Here is a 21,216-nt window from a genome sequence, read left to right as displayed (position 1 = left end):
AGCTAAACGGCCACTGAAATGCCACAGACACCACGCCGGTACCTAGCTAACACAATGCCAGTCCGCTAAACACGGGCTGGCATTGTGCATTGTGGCCAGCACCGGGCAATGTGATGCACTAATTTCCTCTCCGCAACACCGACTTCACTTGCCTGTTGCCCCTCCTGCTAGAGGAACTAACCTGGCCGGATGTTCCTATATAACGTTGCGCTGCCGGATTTTGGGCCACCTGACCTTGCCCCAGATGTCGCCGCTCAGTCTGCGACTGCGGCGATTGTTTAGCCATGTGTGCTCTTGCAGTAGCTTTCTCAGCTGACTTCTCGAGCTCATCCTGTGCCTTCGCCATCGCCTTTTCAAACTCAAGCAGCCGGGCTGCGGTGCGCTCCCTAAACCCCCGCGCAAACTCTGCAAACTCATCATTTACTGGTGCCATTACCACTGCCCTGCCTTCCGTGCGTGAACTGTCTTTTCTTCTGGTTGCGGTGTGGGCGCCGGTTCCGGAGCAGGAGCCGGGCTAGGGGCCGGAGCTGGCGCTGGAGCAGCAGATTCCTGCGGTACAGCTACTGGTTCAGGCGCCGTAGCGGCCTGCATGTGTGCCACCTTTTCCGGCGGTGGCGGCGGTTCCTTTACTTCCGCTAGCTCCGGTGGTGGTGGAATCACGCCGTCATTAGTTGGTTCTGGGCATGGCTCAGGTGCTGGTGCTGGCGGCTCTGGTGCTGGGGGCGGTTCGGGAGCCGGCACCTCAGGTTCCGGCATATTCTCAAGGCATTCTGCTGCCGCCGCTATTAAAAGCCCAACCCCAATGATGGCTACTCCAACCCCGATCGCACCCAAGCAACCACAGCATGCTTGCTCTGGCACGCATTCGGCAACGGGAGCCTCGTCATTGCAATCGTGCTCGCAGTCATCCGTGGGTGTTTCTTCATTCTCCACAGGTTTTTGTTCTTCTGGCTGCGGGCACGGCTCTGGGTCTGGTTTTGATTCAGGTCTTGGTTCTGGTTCTTCCGGACACGGCACCTGTGCTGGCTGAGTCTTGGGCTCCGGTTTGGGACACGGCTCAGGCCGTGGTTCTGGGCTTGCTTCAGGTCTTGGTTCAGGTTTTGGTTCAGGTTTTGGTTCAGGTTTTGGCTCAGGTTTGGGTTTTGGATTCGGCTCTGGGTGCGACTCCTCCTTGGGTGCGTTGCTTGGCTTCGTCTCACACGCTTGCTTCTCGACGACTGGATCAGCGCCCCCTGCTGTCAGTGGTTCAGTTTTTTGCGCAGGCGCCGTTGGGGTCACCCCGCCTGGTGAACTGGGCTGACAAGGTGTCTCTGCCGCTGGCTGCGGGCACTTGCGAGCTGGATCTGGTGCGGTTTCGGGTAGCTGGCGTTCACAAACCTTTGTGCAGCTCTCCTCGAATTTGTCGTAGCACTGTTCAATTGCGGAGTCCCGGTCACGGCATGTATTGACGATTGTGTCATTCGTGCGCTCGATAAGGTCAGCGCCAATGGTCGAGATAATGGGAACAATGAAACGCCCTAGCGGATGCTTTGCCGCGATCATGGTCAAGATGTTGAGCAATGGCACAACTGCAGAAATGAGTTCCGTCAAAGCTGTGTCAGAGACATCGACGATTTCTTCAATAGCGTTAGAGCATTGTTGTGCTTTATCAGTCAGCTCATCCGCCTCGTCCCGTTCTTTTTCGAAGTCCTCCTGCACACCGCCGAGGTGTTCCAGCAAAGCGTCGCCGGCAATGCTCAGCACTACCCCTACAAGGAAACCCTTCAGCCCTCCCCCGCCACGTGCTGGGCGTTTACCGCCCATCGCCGCGATAGTGCCCTGCACCAGTTCTTGAGGCTTGATTCCGTCAACAGAACCAATCATGCTCCCAAGTAGGTCAAGCGGAGTGCTCGGACCACCATATGAGCCTTGGCTTGCCGCTTGAAACTGCGACACCGCCTGCGAATAGTCCCCTAACAAAGACTTGGTAGCCGTGCTCATTTCTCCCCTCCCGCCAAGTCCGGGGTTACGCGAGTCAAATTCCCAGAATGCTCAATATCGGCCTCTGAAAATTCCTGTACTTGCGCCCGTACTGCTTCGGCGTGCGAAGCTATATTGTCCAAACGCCACGTGCCTCTCTCATGCAGGCGTTCCAACATCTCCTGAATCCGCGCCCCATGTCCCGCAAAGTCGCGCCCAGCGGCACTGGGCGGAAACGAGGGAGCATCTGCTAGATGGGCGATGCGTTGAATTTGTGTCTCATCCAAGACGCGGTTAATACGCTGAGCTATATCTTGCTCATCAAAAAATACATCCGTCACTGTAGGCACTCCTAGGCCAGCCGAGATCAATTCCTGCCCTTATTGGACTGCGCTTTGCCTCTGACGGTTCCCCCAAAACTACAGAAACCGGGAACCACAAGGAATTCGTGGTTCCCGGCTACCGCTCAGTCTGCGGATTAGACTGCGGAGACTACAGCTGCGAGCCTTCCAGCAACCTTGCGAGCCTGCTCCTTCTCAGCGGCCTCAACCATCACGCGAAACAGCTCCTCCGTGCCAGACGGACGCAACAACACGCGGCCGGTGGAACCGAGCTCTTCTTCTGCTACAGCAATTGCTTCCAGTACTTCGGCGGAAGACATGATGCTGGACTTATCAGAGACAGGCACGTTAATGAGCACCTGCGGCAGCACAGTCATCACTGATGCCAGTTCCTTGAGGGACTTCCCCGACTTAGCCATGCGAGCCATGATGGACAAACCAGTCAGGGTGCCATCACCAGTGGTGCAGTCATCAGGCAGAACCAAGTGTCCAGATTGCTCGCCGCCCAACGAGTAGTCACCGCGGTTGAGCTCTTCCAGCACGTAGCGGTCACCGACAGCGGTTTCCTTAACCTCAATGCCCTGCTCCTGCATGGCCAGCTTCAAGCCAAGGTTCGACATCACCGTTGCAACGAGAGTGTTGAAACGCAGGTCATTTTCTTCCTTCATGCCCACTGCCAGAAGGGCCATGATTTGGTCACCGTCAACGACGTTTCCCTCGGCGTCGACAGCCAGGCAGCGATCCGCGTCACCGTCGTGCGCCAAGCCGAGATCAGCGCCATATTCCACCACGGCCGCCTGGGTCTTCTCGATGTGGGTAGAACCGCAGTCTTCATTGATGTTGAACGCGTTCGGCTTGTTGTGGATTGCGATGACCTCAGCACCGGCATCCGCGTATGCCTTCGGCGCAACCTTCGAGGCGGCACCGTTTGCGGTGTCAACAACTACCTTGATTCCGGAAAGATCAGTGGTGACCACCTCGGCTAGGTGCTTCAGGTAGCGCTCACGACCGTCCGGAGCTTCGGAAATAATGCGGCCGAGCTTGGTACCCGTAGGCCCATTCTCGGTCAGGGTTTCCATGGCGGCCTGGATCCGATCCTCGACGTCGTCAGGCAGCTTCTTGCCGCCCGCGGAGAAGAACTTGATGCCGTTGTCTGGCATCGGGTTGTGGGATGCGGAAATCATCACGCCCAGGTCTGCCCCATAATCATCGGTCAGGAATGCAATAGCTGGGGTGGGCAAAACTCCCACCCGCACGACGTCGATGCCACGGGAGGCCAGGCCAGAAGCAATGGCGGCATCCAGCATTTCGCCGGAGACACGGGGGTCGCGTCCAATGATGGCTAGTGGGCGGCGCTCATAAGACTCACGGTTTGCCGTGAGCACCTGCGCCGCCGCTTGTCCCAACCGCAGAGCCAGGATAGGGGTGAGTTTTTCATTCGCGAGACCACGAACGCCGTCGGTTCCGAAAAGTCGAGTCATGGATTCAATTATGCACGTTGGCCCCATTACCACGCAGCATGAGGTAAGCCTTGCCGGGTGCGAAAACGGCACAAGCCGTCGCTTCCGAAAAGGAAGCAACGGCTCGAGCTGTACGTAAGCGAAGAATTAACGCTTGGAGTACTGCGGGGCACGACGTGCCTTGTGCAGACCAGCCTTCTTACGCTCCACGGCACGTGCGTCACGGGTGAGCAGGCCAGCCTTCTTGAGGGCCGGGCGGTCAGCCGGGTTGTAGACGTTGAGTGCGCGGGCGATAGCCAGACGCAGAGCGCCTGCCTGGCCGGTTGGGCCGCCGCCAGAAACGGTGACCTTGATGTCGAACTGGCCTTCGCGCTCAAGCAGGGTCAGCGGCAGGAGGATGTCCTGCTGGTGCAGCTTGTTCGGGAAGTAGTTGTCGAAGGAACGGCCATTCACGGTGATCTCGCCGGAACCAGCAACGAGGCGAACACGAGCGATGGCGCGCTTACGGCGACCAACGGTCTGGATCGGGCCCTCGTGAATCGGAGCAGCGGTCTCAACCTCTGCCTCGGTGGAGGTAGCGATGGAATCACCGATGGTGTTGGTGAACTCCTCGGTAGCAGCGGTTGCTGCAGCGATGTCGGCAGCGTCGGCTACGTTGTTGTCAGCGTTTGCGATGTTCTGCTCGGTCATTACTGTGCCACCTGCTTAAACTCGAAGGTCTCCGGCTTCTGACCGGCGTAAGGGTGCTCCTCACCAACGAAGACGTGCAGCTTCTTGATGGAGGCGTCGGAAAGCTTGTTGTGCGGCATCATGCCCTTCACAGCTTCTTCGATAACGCGAACCGGGTTGGTGTCCAGGGACTGACCAAGAGTCATGGACTTCAGGCCGCCCGGGTAACCGGAGTGACGGTAGCGCATCTCGCGCTCGCGCTTGTTGGAGGAAACGTGGATCTTGTCCGCGTTCAGGATGATGATGTGGTCGCCGCAATCAACGTTCGGTGCGAACTGTGGCTTGTGCTTACCGCGCAGCATGTCTGCAACGGTGGAAGCAAGCTTGCCCAGCACCACATCGGTAGCGTCGATGACGTACCACTTGCGGGTGATGTCACCGCTCTTCGGGTGGAAAGTAGACAAAATGACTCCTTGAAAGTCTGTCTGAGGACTGCCGGCCAACGCTATGAATGTCTTACGCTTCCATACAGCGGCCGGTGGAGACCTGCAGAAAGCGCGCACCCCAAAAGGATGCAAACACATAGGGCTACAACTTTAGCCGTCAGCTGCTCAAAACCCAAAACGCTTTGCTTGGCGATGCCCCTCTCGCACTAAGGGTGCGAAAACATACGCACCCCGGGCTTATATCAAAGCCCGGGGTGCGTGCATCGAGACCAGTTGCGTTCGCCTTGCTCCCTACTCGGTGTGGTGTGTTTAAGAAGATTGGCCCGGCTCGATGCGAATGAGCAACTCCTCCTTAGCCCCAGCTTGCTGCCGCACGGCGGTTGACGTCACTCATTGCGTCGTTGCCCTGCGAGACGGTCTTGGAAATGGTGGCCAGAACAGTGTTGAGCTCTGCAGCAGCGTTGTCCCACTTTGCCTGCGCCTCGTTATAAGCCGCGGCCGATTCGCCTTCCCAGGTAGCCACCATTGGTTGCAGGGTGGACTTGAGGTCCCCGAGCAAACCGTTGATGCGGCCGGAAGTGGAGTTGATATCGGCAGCAGCACCCGCGATGGCGCCAAATTCGTACTTGATAGCAGACATGTTTTCCTTCTTTGCGTCTTCCTGTGATTGCCAGTTGTGCTGTGAGTTTTAAGCCTTGAACGGCTTAGAGGGCAAGGCCTGCTCCGCCGACGTTGGAAAAGGCCTGCGCGTTGGTGGCTTCTACATCGTCGAAGTTGCGAGCGTTGTCACGGATGTTGTCAGAGATTGCGGTCAGCGCCTCGCGCAGCTGCTGTGCCGAGGTGTTGTAGCGCTGCATGAGATTGTCGAATGAGACCTGCGCACGGCCATCCCAGTTGGAACGCACCGAGTCCACGACGCCCTGCAGACGAGTGAGTTCCCCCTGCACCTCGTCATTGGTGGAGTCCACGCGTCCAGCAGTAGCCACCATTACATCGGCTTCAGTCTTAAACAGCTGAGTCATTTCTTGCCCCTTCCTTGGGCTCAAAGTGGTGTGTATTTCCCCCGAAAAAGCCGAGTGCGGCTTTCTCATACTTATTAGACTGCGCTGAATCAGAATCGGTTCCCCGGAACCGAAAAACTCTTTAGTTCTTCTTCACCAATGACTCCGCTGCCATGCGGCAAGCGGCTTTTTGCACCACATTCGGCTCGTAGCGCGTATGGCATCCAACCGAAAGCTGGTGCTCGCCATCGGCCCATGTCATCCACGACACCTTGGAACCGTCGCCAGGATCTTCCAGATAGTTTAAGCGCCCAGCTTCCTCTCTTGGCTCGGATAAAGCAGGATCCGTTTCGATTTCCGCGTGCAGCTCCTTAAAAAGCATGTCCACTGGCACTGCGTAGAGGGGATCAGCGGAAAGCAAAATGCGCAGATCCGGGTCCTCACCGGTTACTGTCACCACGCCATCTTCAACCTTGGGGTGGAAACCTTGTGGGAGAACCACGTTCATCCCCTCAACGTCGAGTTCCTTCTGCCCTGGGTTCAAACCCGGTTTGGCTTCCTCAGCGGCAGGGACGCTACTTGGCGCAGCGCTTGGTTGTGGCGCTTGGGCTACCGTCTGCGAAAGTTGCTCTACTGATGATTGTTCCTCGTGGCGCCCCATTGCCCACCAGGACAGGCCAGCGACAGTGAATACGACTGCAGCAATACCCGCATAAAAAGGATCAAACCAGGCGGGCAATGAGAGGGGCTTGAGTTTCGGCTGCTTGGTTGCCTTGCGGGGCTTTGCTTTAGGTTTCGAAGTCGCGGCGTCGTCAAGCATGTGCTCCTGGTGCCCACGATCATCAAGTTCATATCCCACACTTGGGCGCTCGGTGACTGAAGTGTTCTTTACGTGGAATTCTTGGGTCGGCGTTTCTGCGGGTTCCATGTCGGGTGTAAATACAGGCCCGGCGTATTCGGCATCGGTATCTGAAGCCACCAAGACCCCCGCCACTTCGAGTTGCCTACGCAAAATTGCCGCCGCCTCCACCGAAATTTCTGTGCCGGAAACGTCGACGATGACCTCAGCTGTTACCTCTGGCCATTGCGGACCACAAATCTTGGAACACTGCTCTACTACTGGGGACAGCGCCCAGCCATCCACGATGCCGGTACCGGGAAGGTCATAACGATAGACCGTTTCTGGGCCCTCGTAGATGGTGGCTGCATCCAAAATGGTGATTATGAGAGTGTCGGTGTCGCCGAGCCCTGCGGAAGAGAATTGGCCGGAAAGAGTGGAAGTCATGAGAAGTTCTCCTGGGTTGATTCGGTGTAAAGAGATTGGGCAACGCCAACGAGGGCGCCACGAATGGACCACTGACCGCGTCCAGGTGGTTGGGCCGCGGGTTTGAGGCCGAAGATGGTGCCTTCCTCACGATCGGAGTCGAGAAGAAATACTGCGGGTTGAAGGTCGCGGACGGCGGAGAGGAACTGGCTATAAAGTGCCCTGCCAATTCCGCCCGATTTGCGAGCAATCAGCAGGTGCAGCCCGATATCACGCGCATGCGGAAGCAGTTCAAGTAAAGGCGCCAAGGCAATCTCGCTGACCAAATCCAAGTCATCAATTGCCAGGTAAATGTCCGAGCCCTGCCACCAGGAACGCGCGGCGAGCTCAGCGGGCGTCACGTCCGCGCCAGGAAGACGCGCCTCCAGGGTGCGCGCTGTATCGATGATCGTCTGCTGTGTGGCCGCGGTGTTGGCCGCGTAGGCCGCCACCATGTCAGGTTCGAGTGTCCCCAGGTGCGCGCGCCTGTGGTCGATGACGACGATGCGCGCTTCCTCCCGCGGAAGCTTTTCTATTCCTTGCAACACAGTGCTGAGAAACGCTGACTTTCCAGAGCCTTGGGAGCCCACGCACACCACGTGTGGCGTCGCCGCGGGATCCCAGGCCAGCGGTTCCAGGTCGGGCCCGCCGATACCCCAGGTGATTCCGCTGATTCCTTCCACGTTTTCGACCTCACGCAGCACGTCCGGCAGCATCTTGAGTGCAGGCACCGGTTCAGAATCGACGTGAATCCTTGCGACATGCGCTAGGTCTTGATTGGCCGTGGCCGCAATGAGCATGTTCTCGCCGCCCACCGTGAGTCCCCGGCCCGGCGCGGCGGGGAGCTTCTGCTGCGCTTTGCGGTCGATGAGCGAATCCATCGCTTCGCCAAGGCGCAGTTCAAGACGTTGGGAAATCAGATCGCGGACATTCGGGCGCATACTAGTCCACCGGTTGGTGGTGACCACCACGTGAACCCGCGCCGATGCACCATCGGCCACGATTGCGGTGACGGGCTCCGCCAGGTCTTCGTACTCGGCGCCGGCAGTGCCGATGTGATGCCATCCATCGATGACGAGGAACGTATGTGGTTCACTGGGGCGGCGAATGTGGCCCGCCACCTCATCCACAATTCGCCGGACCTTCTCGGGCTCATCCCGGCTGGCCACTCCCGCAACGTGCGGCAGCCGTGCTAGCGCGGTCAACTGCCCACCACCCAGATCAATGACGTAGAAGCGCACGTGCGCCGGTTTGTTCACCACAGCTAATGCCGTCACCACGCTGCGCAGGGCCATCGACTTTCCGGATTGCGGGCCGCCACAAATGGCGAGGTGCCCACCTTCCGCAGCAAGATCCACCACGAGCGGGTCTTGACGCTGGTAAAAAGGCCTATCGATGATGCCGATCGCCGCCTCTAGGAAGGGCTGTGCACCTGCATTCCTACCCTGGTCTTCAGGTGTTGCCACCACTGCGGAAAGCTCCACCACAGGTGGCAGCGGCGGCAGCCAAATGCGGTGCGCATGCTGCTGGCGACGCCGCGCCTCCAGCTCGGCGGCTGCAACGAGGGCGTCGAGAAGCGACTGCGACTCATCAACCACCGTGTGCTGCGCTGCTACTGCGTGCGCGTCAACGTCCTCATCCTGTGCCGGCGCCCATCCGGAGAAGAACGTCACGCGCGGCCGCGTCTGCTGCATTCGCCCCGCGGAGTCCGCAGTGCCTTGGGATTCTGGTGCTGCGACGCGACGCTCTACCGGGCCCGAAACGTAGGCGGCTTGGAAGCGCGTTGGCGCGTCAGCATCCGTCTTAAGATAGCCCGCGCCGGGCTGGGCGGGCAGATGATAGGCGTCCGTGACGCCGAGAACCTGCCGTGATTCCGCAGCAGAAAAAGTCTTCAAACCAATGCGATAGGACAAGTGAGAATCCAGTCCACGCAACCGCCCTTCCTCTAGGCGTTGCGAAGCCAGCAACAGGTGCACGTGCAGGGAACGGCCAAGCCTGCCCACCGCGACGAAGAGCTCCGCGAAGTCGGGATGCTGTCCCAACAGCTCAGAGAATTCATCGACCACGATGACAAGAGCCGGGATGCGGCCAAACTCCTCTACCGCGCGCGGAGCGGCGTTGAAAGCATCGACGTTGGCAAAGTTTCCTGCTGCGCGCAGCAGCTCTTGACGGCGATTCATCTCACCAGAAATGGCATCGTGCATACGCTCCACCAGCGTAGACTCTTCTTCCAGGTTGGTGATGACAGCCGAGGTATGCGGCAGCGTATCGCAGCCCAGGAAGGTCGCACCGCCCTTGAAGTCGACCAGGACTAGGTTGAGTTCTTTCGGACTATGGGTCGCAGCAAGTGAGGCAACGAGTGTTCGCAGCAATTCGCTCTTTCCGCTGCCGGTAGCCCCAATGCACAGACCATGTGGCCCCATGCCGCCCTGCGCGGATTCCTTGAGGTCGAGGTACACCGGTTGCCCTACCTCGTCCAGCCCAATCGGGACCTTGAGGCGTTGCTCAGCCTGTCTGCCCGCCCACATTCCACTGGCGGCCAGCTCATCGATGTCCCCACAGCCCACCAGATCCATGAGGTCGTTACTGCGCCTGCGCGAGCGGACCGCGCCGTGCAAGTCGGGACGGCGATACTGTGCCAGCTGTCGCGCGACCAGCAGCGCTGTCTCAGCATCGACGTCATCGGGCACACCCAGTACCTCATCCCCTGCAGCGGTAACGACCTGCAAATCCTCGCCTGCTACGAGAAAGATTCCGTCTTCTTCCGCACGCTGCCCAAGCGGCGTATGCCGCTGCACGCCCACGCAGAGATAGCTCGTGACCTCATCATCCTCCGGTAGATCGGCATGCGCTGGGATGCGGGTGGCGTCGACAAGCACAATGCGAAACCGTGCCTGCTCAGGCCTTTTCGTATGCGGCAACCATTTGACCCACTCCCACTCGGTGTTGCACCGCGGGTACAGCTCAATGCCCACCGTCTCCGGGCCATGGGCCACGGCCAAGTGCAGCAACATCGCACGTGCCACATCCGCGGCTCGCTCCCCCGAAAGCCCCAGGCAGGTAAATGCCTGCAGCTGAATGACCACCGGCATCTCCGCCAACGTCCGCAAGGCATTGACCGTGTGCCGCACGCTCACCGCACACACCGGATCAAGGTCTTCCGTGGCACCTGAATCAGGCACGTTGATGGGCACGCACAAAGCCATCGGCCCAGTGCCCACGCGCACTTCAAGCGCATCGGGGTCGTCGGCGACGCGCTCCCACATCCGGTAACTTCCCACCAACGCTGCCACCTGTTCGGGCGCCGGATTTCGGTGCTCCTCATGCGCGCGTTGCGCCGCTGACAGCTCCAAGACTTTTTCCCGCAACGCCTTCAGGTGCCGCAGGTAGGTCCGCCGCGTCTCATCGGGATTCTGATCGCCGCCTTGTGGATTGAACATCATGAAGACGCTCGCCAGCATCATGAGCGGAAACATCAAGCTCATCGGGCTCACGCGGCGTTCTGGCCCCGCACCCAACACCATCAATGCAACCATGCCCAGCATCGCGCCAACCATCACCAGCGGCATAAGAATACGTATCAAAGGCACCGGTTGCGGTCGCACCGCCTCCGGCACTGCCTCCGCATCCACGCTGCCTTGCGGCAAAGGTGGTGCTGGTTCACGCTGGCCGGAATCTAGTACTTCGACAATCTTTTCGCGCGCAAGCGAATTGTTTACTCCGTTGTATAACGCATGTGAGAGTCCAGGTATGGACATAATTCCCCCATAAAATCCCTCCGATTTCCCCACGTCCCCACTGCTTTTCACTACGTTGCACAGTGCACGGCACCCCAGCCCTACACCATGCATCACCGTGAATCGGATTAACCGTTTGCGGTGGACACGATGCCACTAGTAAGCCACAATGTGTGGAGTTAGGCAAGGGGGAAGCCTTGTGGGGAAGGCCCATAAGGCACCAGTTTTTCTCGGGGGAGGATTTCTGCATGACGGAAGTTTTGAGCACCACGCAGGCGCAATCAGTGCGGGTCACGGTGCGATTCCATATTTTTGAATTCCGCAAGGAGGCAGACGTTGCGCTGCCGCTGGCTGCCAGCATTGGGGAGTCTTTAGGGGAGCTGATGCAGCTTGTCGACGCCCCCATTTTCACCGTCCCACTCCAGGCAAGCACTGCGGGCGGCAAGGCAATCCCGCTTAGCACCATGCTTGAAAGAACACCGTTGCGTGATGGCTCGGTACTCATCATCGAGCCGGTCGAAGAGAAACCGGCGCCGGTAGTGCGTGACGCGGCAGAAGCTCTAGCCCACAATGCGGCGGCGGGACTGCCAGCGCAATCCGCAACCGTGTGGGCGGGCGCCGGTTTGCTTGCCGCAAGCAGCATCATCGCGGCCACGCTGGGCCTGCTTCCGGCCGCCATGCTCGTTGCACTAGGAGCATTCGTACTGGCGTTATGGACGCGTTCGGCTCTCTTGACCTGCCTGTGTATCGCTGCGGCAGCCGTCGCGGGCTGGGTGTTTATCTCGCCCCAAGAAGCCGAACGCCCCTGGGCGCTCTGGGCCGGGTGCGTCGGGGCGCTTATTGCTCTGGCAGCCTGCCACGCCACCAAGTTAGGCGGGATGCGCTTGAGCCTTGCCACATTGACCACCGCATCGTTGTGCGCGATCGGCGCCGCCGGCAGCCTACTGCCCGGCGCGCAGGGCGCCGACCTCGTGGGCGCCCAGACACCGGAAGTAGTTCCCTCAGCAGGCGCTGCATGCGCGCTCGCTGCGACGGTGATACTGCTGGCCGGTGCGCCCTCCTTCACTACGCACCTAGTCGGGCTCAAGGTTCCGCAACTGCCCACCGCGGGACAAGACCTCAACGTCTCGGACTCCGTGCAGGATGACGTGGATCAGCGCGCAGATCGCGCCGGGCTGGCCTACGAGGGCGTGTGCATCGGCGCTGCCGCGGCGGGCCTTCCGGCATTGGCGCTTCTGGCCGTAATGCCGGTGAGCTCTACCAACCTAGTGGCGGTCCTCTTCGCCCAGCTCTTGTGCGTGGCACTCGCTGGCGCCACGGTGCTGCATGCGGTACGCCATGCCCGCGTGGTGTCATCGTGGGCATTGACTGGGCTGGCGGTGGCCGCCACGGCTGTGGCCGCTATCTATGCTGCCCGCAGCTGGAGCGCTCTCACCACCAGTCCGCCGTGGAGCATCTGGGTACTCAGCGCACTCGCTGTAGGTGTGCTCGCTGCGATGGTGTCCACTCCCCTGTGGGCGTCCAAGGTTGCGCTGGCTGCGCCCACCACGATTGCGTGGTGCGAGCGCGCTGAGACGCTCGCGATTGCGGCGTGCTTACCGCTAGCCGCACACGTGGCAGGCATCTTCCTTCTCATCCGTGGTCTCGGATAGGAAACGCCATGCAAGCTCAGGAGTCTTTTGCCTCAGGCTGCGCTCTCGCCCGCTCACTTCGGGTGGCGGCTACATTGATGCTTCTTGGGGTGTCGTTGATTCTTCCCGCGCCGGCGCAGGCCCGCGAACCTGACGTCGCATGCGCAGTGCCTATTCCTGCGGAGCGTTCACCGCGTTCCTCGCAGGAACAAGCGGCGTACCGGGCACGGCTGCATTCCTTTGCCACCGGTGAAGGAATCACCGTGGCCGTCATCGACACTGGTGTCAGCCCGCATCCGCAACTACGGGCGTTACGCGGCGGCAGCGACTTCGTCACCCCGGAAGAACCCGATTCCCTACGGGATTGCGATATCCATGGAACGGCCGTCGCCGGCGTGATTGCTGGCTATGACATCGGCATCGCACCCCGTGCGGAAATTGTGTCTATCCGGCAGACCAGCGGGCACTACCGCCATCGCTCAGAGGACAACCTCAGTTCCTCCGGGACCTTGGAGACGCTTGCCGCTGCGATCAACAGCGCTCTGGATGAGCGAGCCAAAGTCATCAACATTTCTGTAATCTCCTGCGTTCCGCGCAAGGACGCACACCGGGTGGACACGCGCGATCTCGACGCCGCGTTGCAGCGGGCCGAGGATAGCGGTGCGGTGATTGTTGCAGCTTCCGGCAATGCGTCCTCGGGCGGCTGCACCAAAGAAGACGTGGTCTATCCTGCGCATGCTGCCACCGTGCTGGCCGTGGGCGCACTGGCAAACGCCCACGACGTCGCCGAGTATTCCATCCCTATTCACGACAAGGATCGTCGTCTCAGCGCCGACGGCCACGTGCCCTTGGCGCTAGCCCCTGGCGGCGAGTGGGCACGCGCCAAGACCACCGGCGACGGCCAGCCCTCCCCATTCCACGGCACCTCCTTTGCCGCACCGGTTCTCAGCGGAACCGTCGCCTTGCTCGCGCAGCGCTATCCGCATGAAAGCCCCGCGCAGCTGCGTGCCCGCATCTATGCTGCTGCCGAACCAGGCAACGGTTTCATCGATCCGCTCAGCGCCCTGACCTTCCACCAGGATCGGGAAAGCCCCAACGCGAGCGCTGATGCAGCTGCACCAGAAAAGTCCGTAGTTGTTCGGCCAGCCGCCGCTGAACGCAGTGTTGCGCCCGCGCGGTTGATGGCGCTCGTGGCCTCATTGGGCGGGCTTGTTGTCTTAGGCGCTACGCTGCGCCGAATTCGGGACGCGTGATTCCCAACCACGCGAAGAAACCGTTGAGGAAGTCCAGGTATCCGGTTGCCCATGACCCCCACAGAATGAGCGCGAAGACGAGCCAAATAATCACGATCAGCAAGGTGATGAGCAGCGCGCGGGTACGCATGGATTGACGGCCAAACCAGTCGAAGAAGCGATCGTATTGGTGAACACCCCACTCCAAAAGGTGACGGGCCCAGTGCACCTCAAGGGAGAGAATCCCGATTCCTACGAAGGTGGTGAGCCATCCTTGGCCGGGCAGCGGGATGGTGATGAGTCCGACGATCAGCATGGTCCATCCCAAGGTCAGCGTCAGTGGACGGACCAAGAAGCCGTACTTGGCTTCCTTTGAGCGCGAGTGCCGGTCACGAAAATTCTCTACGCGCTCATGCACCGCCTCGCGCATTGTTCCCATGCGCACTGATTCTAGCTACCTGTCCGGCCCGCCTGCATCTCTTCCGAGCACCGCTTTCAGCCGCGCAGCGCCTCATCTCGCTCCAGGGGCGATCCCTCAGGCAGAAGCCGCAAAATTTCCCAAGGAACCTGCACGTCACTGGTAGTCCCGAGAGCCTCCATGAGGGTGCCTTGGGAGACTGCATGCCGAAGTCCAGTAGCGGAAATCACATGGTAGCCATGACCACTGTCGACGCCCACCCCGCCAGCTTCTAGGCCCACGAACCGGTCTGCAGCGCTTTCGCCCGCCACGGCGACGCTGCCCGCGACTGGTGTGCTGAGAGCACCTCCGCCTTCGTCGTTGGCGCACAGCCAGCCCGCATCGGGGCCATGGAACTCGTGCCTGGTAGAAGGCAGGTTGAAGCCTAATGGGGCGTCGCCAAGCGCTGCGACCTCCGTTGCTTCAGTGTTCAGGCGCTGCGCCCCCATCCCCACCAGCATCTCCGCCTGAGTGGGAGTAATCGCTGCTACTCCCTGCTCACTGCGCGCCCACAGGCCGTCACCGGTATCCAGGATCTTCGGTAGCTCCGCTGGAAAGGACAGCGGCGGCAACTCTGCGAAAGCATTGAGAAGCTCCTCTGAGACTTTCCACGTATACGTGTCATCGCGCAGCCCTAATGCGCGGCGCAGCACCCTGCCTTGTGTGCTCGTGTCCGCGGGCAATGCCACGCGCCCTGCCTCGGTGAGCAACCACTTCTTGCCACCGGACTCCACCAAGGCTGCGGCCTGCGCTGTGAATCCTTGCACATCCGCATTCGCCACGACGATGGTCTCTCCTGGGCGCCCCGCATCGTCGTCGATGGTCGTGAGGTTTTCATCGCCTACGTCTTCCTGCGGCGAATAGCAGGCTGCCCACGCCGAATGCGGCGAGGTGGGATCCGCCAGATAGTTCGGCGCATCTGCAATTCCCAGCGGCGCGCCTAGGCGGGCACCGCTCAGAAAGTCCGTGCCGATGGCATGCGGCGTCGCCGGCTCGCCCACAATCAAACGTGCGGACGTCAGATTAGCGACTGGATGGTAGGCCTCATTCACCAGAACAAAGAGCTGGCCTTGGTCCGTGCGCACGATGGGCGCATCCCCCGGATTGGGATTGGGTTGCAACCACGCCATAAGCCCCGAGCCAACCCCTAGAAAGGCCACGGCGATGATGCCGAAGACGAGCGCGCGGCGCCGCTTGGCGAGCGGATCATGAATCATCCGGATATCGCCCAGAACCAAGCCGTGTTCCACCCGTCGGCGCAGAAACTTATACCCTGAGACGTGTGCTTTTGTCGTAGGCATGGGACGAGCCATGCGAACCTCCCCCGAAATTCACGCGCAGTGCGCACCCCGCGGATGGCGTCAACGAACCCCTACCCTAAGGATTTTAAGGCGGCACCCCACCGCCTCACGCGACTGCGCTTATTTGTGTAAGTCTGCGCGCTACTTTAGCCCAACTGCACGTCATCCGCAGCGCGACGATCCCGAGTCACCGCCGCGCGCGCCGCGAGCTCCTCATCGGCCGGATAGTCCACACGTACCAAGCTCAATCCTTTGGCTGGCGCCAGCGGTATTTGGGAAGAACGCTGACTCTCAGCGAGCATCGCTGCGGCGAAGTCGACGTCGCGTGCACCCTCGCCCACGCGCAAGCAACAGCCCACCAAGGAACGCACCATAGACCAGCAGAAGGCATCTGCGCAGACGCGTGCTTCATAGAGCTGCGGCTCGGTGGGCGTGGAGACGTCCACCCACTCGAAGGAATGCAGGTCCCGGATGGTGGTGGCGTGCGGCTTGGTCTTACAGAACGCAGCGAAGTCGTGGAGACCCACCAAGGTGGTCGCGGCTTCCTGCATTGCGTCAATGTCCACCGGTTTTGGCCACTGCGCGGTATCCCGCGCGCGGGTCGGAAGTGCGCCGCGTGGGTGCGTGGTTATGCGGTAAACGTAGTGGCGCTGCAGTGCCGAGAAGCGGGCGTCGAATCCCTCTGGCGCCGCTGTGCAGGCATGCACACGAACGTCTTCAGGAAGGAGCTTTGCTAGACGACGCACCAATTTGGCCGGGTCCCCATCAATCGATCGCTGATCTAGAGCCTCCGACGGCACGTCGAAGTGCGCTACCTGCCCCGCGGAATGCACGCCTGCATCGGTACGCCCCGCGACGGTCAGCTCTACGTCGTGGCGCAGGATCATTGAGAGATTGTCCTCGAGAATCCCTTGGACTGTACGCAAATCCCCCTTCTGGCGGGCCCACCCGTGGAAGTCGGTGCCGTCGTAGGCCAGGTCTAGGCGAAGGCGAACGTTAGTCATGGATGCTGATCCTACCTAGTCGCTGGCATTCCACTCGCGATTGAGTTCCCAATCCTGGGACGCGCGCTGGCCCTTCGCGCTCTTGCTCACGCCCAGCTTGTTCAACGCGGCATAGCCAGCCCGCTTGGGGTGCTTTAGATTCTCCTTGGCCTGGCCGGCTTTGCGCTTGGCCTTGCGGGCGCCATCCCGAACAATGCGGGCTGACAAGCGCAGGCGCGGGTCCATGGGTTGCTCGGCTCCCCGGTACTCAAACACCGGCAGCGACCATCCGAAGTAGATCGCGGCCACGCGCAGCGCCAACGCCAGGCATACCGTGACTACGCCAGCGACCTCAGCGCTGAGCCCCAGCTCCATCAATCCCGCGTAAGAAAAGGCAGCAAGAACAGAAATGGAGGCGTACAGCTCCGCGGACAAGACCAGCGGAATACGGTCGGACAACAAGTCACGCAAAATACCGCCAAAGACGCCGGTCAGCACCGCCGCCACGGCAGCGATAACCAACCCATGGCCATGTTCCAGGGCCTTCTGAGCACCAAGAACGCTGAATACCGCAAGGCCCAGGGCGTCGAGAAGCAGGAATACATGCCGGAAATAGTGCATGAGGAAGGACATGTAAACCGTGGCGACGGCGGCGGCCACCACGGCCAAGAGGAAGCGCGGTTCCGCCACCCACGTCAACGGGTAGGCGCCCAGTACCATGTCACGGATCGTGCCGCCGCCCAATGCGGTGACAGCGCCCAACATGATGACGCCGAACAAATCCATCTTTTGCCGGCCAGCGGACAGCGCAGCGGTCATCGCCTCGGAGACGATGCCGATTACGTACAGCACAGTAAACAGCGGGGTCATAGAGTATACGTTATGGTCGGGGTTATATGGCCCAGAAAGCATAACAAAAGGCCGCAGCCCCACCTAAGGTGGTTCTGCGGCCTAGTTAAGGCAAGAGAAGTTTACTTCTCCTCGGTCTCCTCAGCAGCGGTCTCCTCGACCTCTGCCTCGGTTGCCTCTGCCTTTGCTTCCTCAGCCTCTTCAGCCTTGGCCTCCTCGACCTTAGCCTCTTCAGCCTGCTTGGAAGCAGCTGCGCGGGTAGCGCGGTTAGCCTCGGAGGTCACGGTCTCCTCGAGAACGAGAGAGATCTGGGACATCGGGGCGTTGTCGCCGGTACGGTTCTCCAGCTTGATGGTGCGGGTGTAGCCGCCCTCGCGGCCTTCGAACTTCGGGCCCAGCTCGTCGAACAGGTGCGCAACAACATCCTTGTGCGGGATGAGCTTCAGCACTGCGCGGCGGTCAGCAAGAGTGCCGGACTTAGCCTTGGTGATGATCTTCTCAGCGTAAGGACGAAGCATCTTCGCCTTCGCATCGGTGGTCTTGATTGCGCCGTGCTCGAACAGGCTAGCAGCCAGGTTGCTCAGCAGGTGAGCCTGCTGGGTAGCGGAGCCGCCGAGACGGGCACCCTTCTTAGGGGTTGGCATTATGTACTCCTCGTGTGCGGATAAAGTGAGCGCGCGGTTGGACTGGAAAGTCCAGCCGCAGTTCAGTGTGGTGCTTTACTCGGAATCGTCCGCAGACGGATCCTTGAAGTCACCGGTTTCTGCGTCGTAACCTTCGAGCTGGGTTGGGTCGAAGTCCTCAGGGGTGTCCTTGAGAGCCAGGCCCAGGTTAGCCAGCTTGATCTTTACCTCGTTTATCGACTTCTGACCGAAGTTGCGGATATCCAGCAGGTCCGACTCGGTGCACTCTGCGAGCTCACCAACGGTGTGGATTTCCTGACGCTTCAGGCAGTTGTAGGAGCGAACGGAGAAGTTCAGGTCCTCGATCGGCATGCTGTAAGCCGCGATGTACTCCGTCTCCTGTGGGGACGGACCAATCTCGATGCCTTCAGCAGCATTGTTCAGCTCGCGAGCTAGGCCGAAGAGCTCGACCAAGGTGCCGCCGGCGGAAGCCAGGGCATCGCGGGCAGAAATCGAGTTCTTGGTTTCGACGTCGATGATCAGCTTGTCAAAGTCGGTGCGCTGCTCAACACGAGTTGCCTCGACCTTGTAAGAGACCTGCAGAACCGGGGAGTAAATCTGGTCAACCGGAATGCGTCCGATTTCACCAGAGGTCGGTGCTGCTGGAACGTAGCCGCGGCCACGCTCGACGACGAGCTCCATGTCCAGCTTGGCGGTGTCGTTCAGGGATGCGATATGCAGATCCGGGTTGTGGATCTCCACGCCAGCCGGCGGCTGGATATCGCCCGCGGTAACAACGCCTGGGCCTTCCTTGCTCAGGTACATAACAACCGGCTCGTCAGAGTCGGAGGACAGAACCAAGCCCTTGACGTTGAGGATGATCTCAGAGACGTCTTCCTTCACACCGTTGATGGTGGTGAACTCGTGAAGAACACCATCGATCTTGATGGAAGTTACTGCTGCACCCGGGATGGAGGACAGCAGAGTACGACGAAGGGAGTTACCGAGGGTGTAACCAAAGCCCGGCTCGAGCGGTTCGATGACGAACTTAGAACGAGACGAGTCGATGAATTCCTCGGTGAGCTGAGGACGCTGGGAAATGAGCATTGAAATTCTCCTTGTCGACGCCCGCTATATGACGCCGGTAGAAGGGGTAAAGATGAAGGTTTCGAAGATTCACTCTTCTCCGAATGCAGCCGGGGCAGCACTCGGTTACAGAGTTTACTTCGAGTAAAGCTCGACGATGAGCTGCTCCTGCAGCGGAACGTCGATCTGAGCGCGCTCGGGCAGCTGGTGCACGAGGATGCGCAGGGTGTCAGGAACGACCTGCAGCCATGCCGGTACGTTGGCATCGACGAGGCGGTCCTGAGCGTCTTCGAACCATTCCATCTTCTGGGAACGCTCACGAACATCGATGATGTCGTACTGCGAAACCTGGAAGGAAGGAACGTTGATCTTCTTGCCGTTCACGGTGAAGTGACCGTGGGAGACAAGCTGACGAGCCTGGCGACGGGTGTTAGCCAGACCAGCGCGGTAGACGACGTTGTCGAGGCGGGACTCGAGCAGAACGACCAGGTTGTCACCGGTCTTGCCCGGGCGGCGGTTAGCCTCGGCGTAGTAACGACGGAACTGACGCTCAAGGACACCGTAGGTGTACTTTGCCTTCTGCTTCTCCTGAAGCTGCAGCAAGTACTCGGACTCCTTGATGCGGTTGCGGCCAGCCTGTCCCGGTGGGTACGGGCGGCGCTCGAATGCCATGTCGCCGCCGACCAAGTCGACGCGCAGACGGCGGGATACGCGGGTAGCGGGGCCAGTGTAACGAGCCATTTTCTTACCTCTTCCTTTCCCTTAAACCTTGCGGCGCTTGGTTGGACGGCAGCCGTTGTGCGGCTGTGGGGTTGCATCCGTAATCGAGGAAACCTCGAGGCCTGCAGCCTGCAGGGAACGGATGGCGGTCTCGCGGCCGGAGCCCGGACCCTTGACGAAAACGTCAACCTTCTTCATGCCGTGCTCCATTGCCTTGCGAGCAGCGTTCTCAGCAGCCATCTGCGCAGCGAACGGAGTGGACTTACGGGATCCCTTGAAGCCGACGTGGCCGGAGGATGCCCAGGAGATAACAGCACCGGACGGGTCAGTGATAGACACGATGGTGTTGTTGAAGGTGGACTTGATGTATGCGTGGCCTGCGGCCACATTCTTCTTTACGACGCGACGGCCAGTACGACGCGCGCCGGAGCGAGTCTTTGGAGGCATGAATTACTTCTTCTTTCCTGCGATCGTCTTCTTCGGGCCCTTGCGGGTACGAGCGTTGGTCTTGGTGCGCTGACCACGGACAGGCAGGCCACGACGGTGGCGGATGCCCTGGTAGCAACCAATTTCAATCTTGCGGCGGATGTCAGCCTGAACCTGACGGCGGAGGTCACCCTCAACCTTCCAGGTAGCTTCGATTACGTCACGCAGCGCCGACAGCTGATCGTCGTCGAGGTTGTCGGTGCGCAGGTCAGGAGAAATGCCAGTCTTTTCCAGCAGTTCCTTGGCACGGGTTGGACCGATGCCGTAGATGTAGGTGAGAGCAACCTCCATACGCTTGTTGCGTGGGAGGTCAACACCAGCTAGACGTGCCATGTGGCGTGTCCTTTCGGGTTGTTACGATGGTTTTCTCCCTATCCGTCCCGCTCCATGCAGCACTTCGCCCGGGCCGATGCCGGATCTGTGGGCTACTTACCAGCGCGGGCTCAGGCCATCGCAGCCTGAGGTGGAGTGGGCATAGCGAAGCTATGCCGGTTGGGTAAGGAGGCTTACAGTGTTTACTTGTAGCGGTAGACGATGCGTCCGCGGGTTAGGTCGTAAGGGGACAGCTCCACAACCACGCGATCCTCAGGGAGAATGCGGATGTAGTGCTGACGCATCTTGCCCGAAATGTGAGCAAGAACCTTGTGTCCGTTGTCGAGCTCGACGCGGAACATTGCGTTTGGCAAAGGTTCGATAATACGACCCTCGACCTCGATTGCGCCTTCCTTAGCCATAACCTCTACTTTTCTAGGCGGCAACAAGTGCGTGCCACCTGCATGTTTGGTGTCTACTGCTTGGCGACGTCCCGGTTCCTAAGATCCGTAAACATACACCAGCGCTCAAGCATACGCTGCACAGATGCAATCACCAAACTCATCTACCTGCAGAGTCGTAGCGACCTTGGGTTCAGACCGTCGTTGCACCACTTCTAG

General features: G+C 60.1%; 21 protein-coding genes. 2 read left to right on the top strand and 19 right to left on the bottom strand.

The features are described 5' to 3' along the window. Positions 1 to 432: 432 nt before the first annotated feature. The 9 genes from HMPREF3153_RS12255 to eccCa form a co-directional block, all read right to left on the bottom strand. The gene (locus HMPREF3153_RS12255) at positions 433 to 1,863 is read right to left on the bottom strand and encodes a zinc metalloprotease (RefSeq protein ID WP_246817132.1); all 1,431 of its coding nucleotides are present in this window, start codon (positions 1,861 to 1,863) and stop codon (positions 433 to 435) included. Between the two features lie 113 nt (positions 1,864 to 1,976). Next, the gene (locus tag HMPREF3153_RS00105) at positions 1,977 to 2,300 is read right to left on the bottom strand and encodes a hypothetical protein (RefSeq protein WP_052953227.1); all 324 of its coding nucleotides are present in this window, start codon (positions 2,298 to 2,300) and stop codon (positions 1,977 to 1,979) included. A 137-nt stretch (positions 2,301 to 2,437) separates the two neighbouring features. Next, the gene (gene glmM, locus HMPREF3153_RS00100; RefSeq protein WP_070419701.1) at positions 2,438 to 3,781 is read right to left on the bottom strand and encodes a phosphoglucosamine mutase; all 1,344 of its coding nucleotides are present in this window, start codon (positions 3,779 to 3,781) and stop codon (positions 2,438 to 2,440) included. Between the two features lie 126 nt (positions 3,782 to 3,907). Further along, on the bottom strand, positions 3,908 to 4,450 hold the full coding sequence (gene rpsI, locus HMPREF3153_RS00095; protein WP_005527843.1) for a 30S ribosomal protein S9: 543 nt from the start codon (positions 4,448 to 4,450) through the stop codon (positions 3,908 to 3,910). Continuing rightward, positions 4,450 to 4,893, bottom strand: a complete 444-nt coding sequence (rplM, locus tag HMPREF3153_RS00090; protein ID WP_034656527.1) for a 50S ribosomal protein L13 — start codon at positions 4,891 to 4,893, stop codon at positions 4,450 to 4,452. Before rplM ends, rpsI begins: the two co-directional genes overlap by 1 nt. Before the next feature lie 334 nt (positions 4,894 to 5,227). After that, on the bottom strand, positions 5,228 to 5,515 hold the full coding sequence (locus HMPREF3153_RS00085; RefSeq protein WP_005527839.1) for a WXG100 family type VII secretion target: 288 nt from the start codon (positions 5,513 to 5,515) through the stop codon (positions 5,228 to 5,230). Between the two features lie 64 nt (positions 5,516 to 5,579). Continuing rightward, complete coding sequence (locus tag HMPREF3153_RS00080; RefSeq protein ID WP_034656525.1) at positions 5,580 to 5,897, bottom strand: WXG100 family type VII secretion target; 318 nt, start codon at positions 5,895 to 5,897, stop codon at positions 5,580 to 5,582. Between the two features lie 121 nt (positions 5,898 to 6,018). Continuing rightward, positions 6,019 to 7,161: a type VII secretion-associated protein gene (locus HMPREF3153_RS00075; protein WP_049160861.1), complete on the bottom strand. Its 1,143-nt coding sequence runs from the start codon at positions 7,159 to 7,161 to the stop codon at positions 6,019 to 6,021. Further along, a complete protein-coding gene (gene eccCa / locus HMPREF3153_RS00070) occupies positions 7,158 to 10,748 on the bottom strand; it encodes a type VII secretion protein EccCa (protein ID WP_246817131.1) in 3,591 nt (1,196 codons plus the stop codon). The genes HMPREF3153_RS00075 and eccCa overlap by 4 nt, the downstream gene beginning before the upstream one ends. Positions 10,749 to 11,164: 416 nt before the next feature. Between eccCa and eccD the strand changes: the two genes are divergently transcribed. After that, positions 11,165 to 12,568, top strand: a complete 1,404-nt coding sequence (eccD, locus tag HMPREF3153_RS00065) for a type VII secretion integral membrane protein EccD (RefSeq protein WP_246817126.1) — start codon at positions 11,165 to 11,167, stop codon at positions 12,566 to 12,568. 89 nt (positions 12,569 to 12,657) lie between these two features. Beyond that, positions 12,658 to 13,800 (top strand): S8 family serine peptidase, encoded by a 1,143-nt coding sequence (locus HMPREF3153_RS00060; protein WP_246817125.1) that lies wholly within the window; start codon positions 12,658 to 12,660, stop codon positions 13,798 to 13,800. Here HMPREF3153_RS00060 and HMPREF3153_RS00055 read toward each other — a convergent pair. From HMPREF3153_RS00055 to infA, 10 genes are all read right to left on the bottom strand, one after another. Further along, positions 13,772 to 14,218 carry a TIGR02611 family protein gene (locus HMPREF3153_RS00055; protein ID WP_070419700.1) on the bottom strand — a complete coding sequence of 149 codons (447 nt, stop codon included), beginning with the start codon at positions 14,216 to 14,218 and terminating at the stop codon, positions 13,772 to 13,774. The genes HMPREF3153_RS00060 and HMPREF3153_RS00055 overlap by 29 nt on opposite strands. Before the next feature lie 56 nt (positions 14,219 to 14,274). Then, positions 14,275 to 15,537, bottom strand: a complete 1,263-nt coding sequence (eccB, locus tag HMPREF3153_RS00050) for a type VII secretion protein EccB (protein ID WP_246817124.1) — start codon at positions 15,535 to 15,537, stop codon at positions 14,275 to 14,277. Between the two features lie 146 nt (positions 15,538 to 15,683). Then, a complete protein-coding gene (gene truA, locus HMPREF3153_RS00045; protein WP_070419698.1) occupies positions 15,684 to 16,541 on the bottom strand; it encodes a tRNA pseudouridine(38-40) synthase TruA in 858 nt (285 codons plus the stop codon). 15 nt (positions 16,542 to 16,556) lie between these two features. Beyond that, positions 16,557 to 17,390 (bottom strand): trimeric intracellular cation channel family protein, encoded by an 834-nt coding sequence (locus HMPREF3153_RS00040; RefSeq protein ID WP_046646781.1) that lies wholly within the window; start codon positions 17,388 to 17,390, stop codon positions 16,557 to 16,559. A gap of 101 nt (positions 17,391 to 17,491) precedes the next feature. After that, positions 17,492 to 18,013 (bottom strand): 50S ribosomal protein L17, encoded by a 522-nt coding sequence (gene rplQ, locus HMPREF3153_RS00035; protein WP_070419697.1) that lies wholly within the window; start codon positions 18,011 to 18,013, stop codon positions 17,492 to 17,494. 75 nt (positions 18,014 to 18,088) lie between these two features. Continuing rightward, positions 18,089 to 19,099, bottom strand: coding sequence for a DNA-directed RNA polymerase subunit alpha (locus tag HMPREF3153_RS00030; RefSeq protein WP_005527816.1), 1,011 nt, complete (start codon positions 19,097 to 19,099; stop codon positions 18,089 to 18,091). A 114-nt stretch (positions 19,100 to 19,213) separates the two neighbouring features. After that, entirely contained in the window at positions 19,214 to 19,819 is a 606-nt protein-coding gene (gene rpsD, locus HMPREF3153_RS00025) for a 30S ribosomal protein S4 (protein WP_005527812.1), read from the bottom strand. A 21-nt stretch (positions 19,820 to 19,840) separates the two neighbouring features. Continuing rightward, positions 19,841 to 20,245, bottom strand: a complete 405-nt coding sequence (gene rpsK, locus HMPREF3153_RS00020; protein ID WP_034656521.1) for a 30S ribosomal protein S11 — start codon at positions 20,243 to 20,245, stop codon at positions 19,841 to 19,843. Positions 20,246 to 20,248: 3 nt separating this feature from the next. Then, positions 20,249 to 20,617: a 30S ribosomal protein S13 gene (gene rpsM, locus HMPREF3153_RS00015; RefSeq protein ID WP_034656519.1), complete on the bottom strand. Its 369-nt coding sequence runs from the start codon at positions 20,615 to 20,617 to the stop codon at positions 20,249 to 20,251. Positions 20,618 to 20,799: 182 nt separating this feature from the next. After that, complete coding sequence (gene infA / locus HMPREF3153_RS00010) at positions 20,800 to 21,018, bottom strand: translation initiation factor IF-1 (RefSeq protein ID WP_004566852.1); 219 nt, start codon at positions 21,016 to 21,018, stop codon at positions 20,800 to 20,802. Positions 21,019 to 21,216 lie beyond the last annotated feature (198 nt).

The sequence above is a fragment of the Corynebacterium sp. HMSC06C06 genome, assembly GCF_001807295.1.
GTDB lineage: Bacteria > Actinomycetota > Actinomycetes > Mycobacteriales > Mycobacteriaceae > Corynebacterium > Corynebacterium striatum.
Note: the sequence above shows the minus strand (reverse complement) of the source record. Positions and strands in the feature narration are given on the sequence as shown.

Bases quoted from the DNA above. Each gene is read 5' to 3' on its own strand.
- HMPREF3153_RS12255 (WP_246817132.1), bottom strand. From the start codon at position 1,863: ATGATTGGTTCTGTTGACGGAATCAAGCCTCAAGAACTGGTGCAGGGC.
- glmM (WP_070419701.1), bottom strand. From the start codon at position 3,781: ATGACTCGACTTTTCGGAACCGACGGCGTTCGTGGTCTCGCGAATGAA.
- rpsI (WP_005527843.1), bottom strand. From the start codon at position 4,450: ATGACCGAGCAGAACATCGCAAACGCTGACAACAACGTAGCCGACGCT.
- HMPREF3153_RS00085 (WP_005527839.1), bottom strand. From the start codon at position 5,515: ATGTCTGCTATCAAGTACGAATTTGGCGCCATCGCGGGTGCTGCTGCC.
- HMPREF3153_RS00080 (WP_034656525.1), bottom strand. From the start codon at position 5,897: ATGACTCAGCTGTTTAAGACTGAAGCCGATGTAATGGTGGCTACTGCT.
- HMPREF3153_RS00075 (WP_049160861.1), bottom strand. From the start codon at position 7,161: ATGACTTCCACTCTTTCCGGCCAATTCTCTTCCGCAGGGCTCGGCGAC.
- eccCa (WP_246817131.1), bottom strand. From the start codon at position 10,748: ATGCCGCTGGTGATGGTTGGCGCGATGCTGGGCATGGTTGCATTGATG.
- eccD (WP_246817126.1), top strand. From the start codon at position 11,165: ATGACGGAAGTTTTGAGCACCACGCAGGCGCAATCAGTGCGGGTCACG.
- HMPREF3153_RS00055 (WP_070419700.1), bottom strand. From the start codon at position 14,218: ATGGGAACAATGCGCGAGGCGGTGCATGAGCGCGTAGAGAATTTTCGT.
- eccB (WP_246817124.1), bottom strand. From the start codon at position 15,537: ATGCCTACGACAAAAGCACACGTCTCAGGGTATAAGTTTCTGCGCCGA.
- truA (WP_070419698.1), bottom strand. From the start codon at position 16,541: ATGACTAACGTTCGCCTTCGCCTAGACCTGGCCTACGACGGCACCGAC.
- HMPREF3153_RS00040 (WP_046646781.1), bottom strand. From the start codon at position 17,390: ATGACCCCGCTGTTTACTGTGCTGTACGTAATCGGCATCGTCTCCGAG.
- rplQ (WP_070419697.1), bottom strand. From the start codon at position 18,013: ATGCCAACCCCTAAGAAGGGTGCCCGTCTCGGCGGCTCCGCTACCCAG.
- HMPREF3153_RS00030 (WP_005527816.1), bottom strand. From the start codon at position 19,099: ATGCTCATTTCCCAGCGTCCTCAGCTCACCGAGGAATTCATCGACTCG.
- rpsD (WP_005527812.1), bottom strand. From the start codon at position 19,819: ATGGCTCGTTACACTGGCCCCGCTACCCGCGTATCCCGCCGTCTGCGC.
- rpsK (WP_034656521.1), bottom strand. From the start codon at position 20,245: ATGCCTCCAAAGACTCGCTCCGGCGCGCGTCGTACTGGCCGTCGCGTC.
- rpsM (WP_034656519.1), bottom strand. From the start codon at position 20,617: ATGGCACGTCTAGCTGGTGTTGACCTCCCACGCAACAAGCGTATGGAG.
- infA (WP_004566852.1), bottom strand. From the start codon at position 21,018: ATGGCTAAGGAAGGCGCAATCGAGGTCGAGGGTCGTATTATCGAACCT.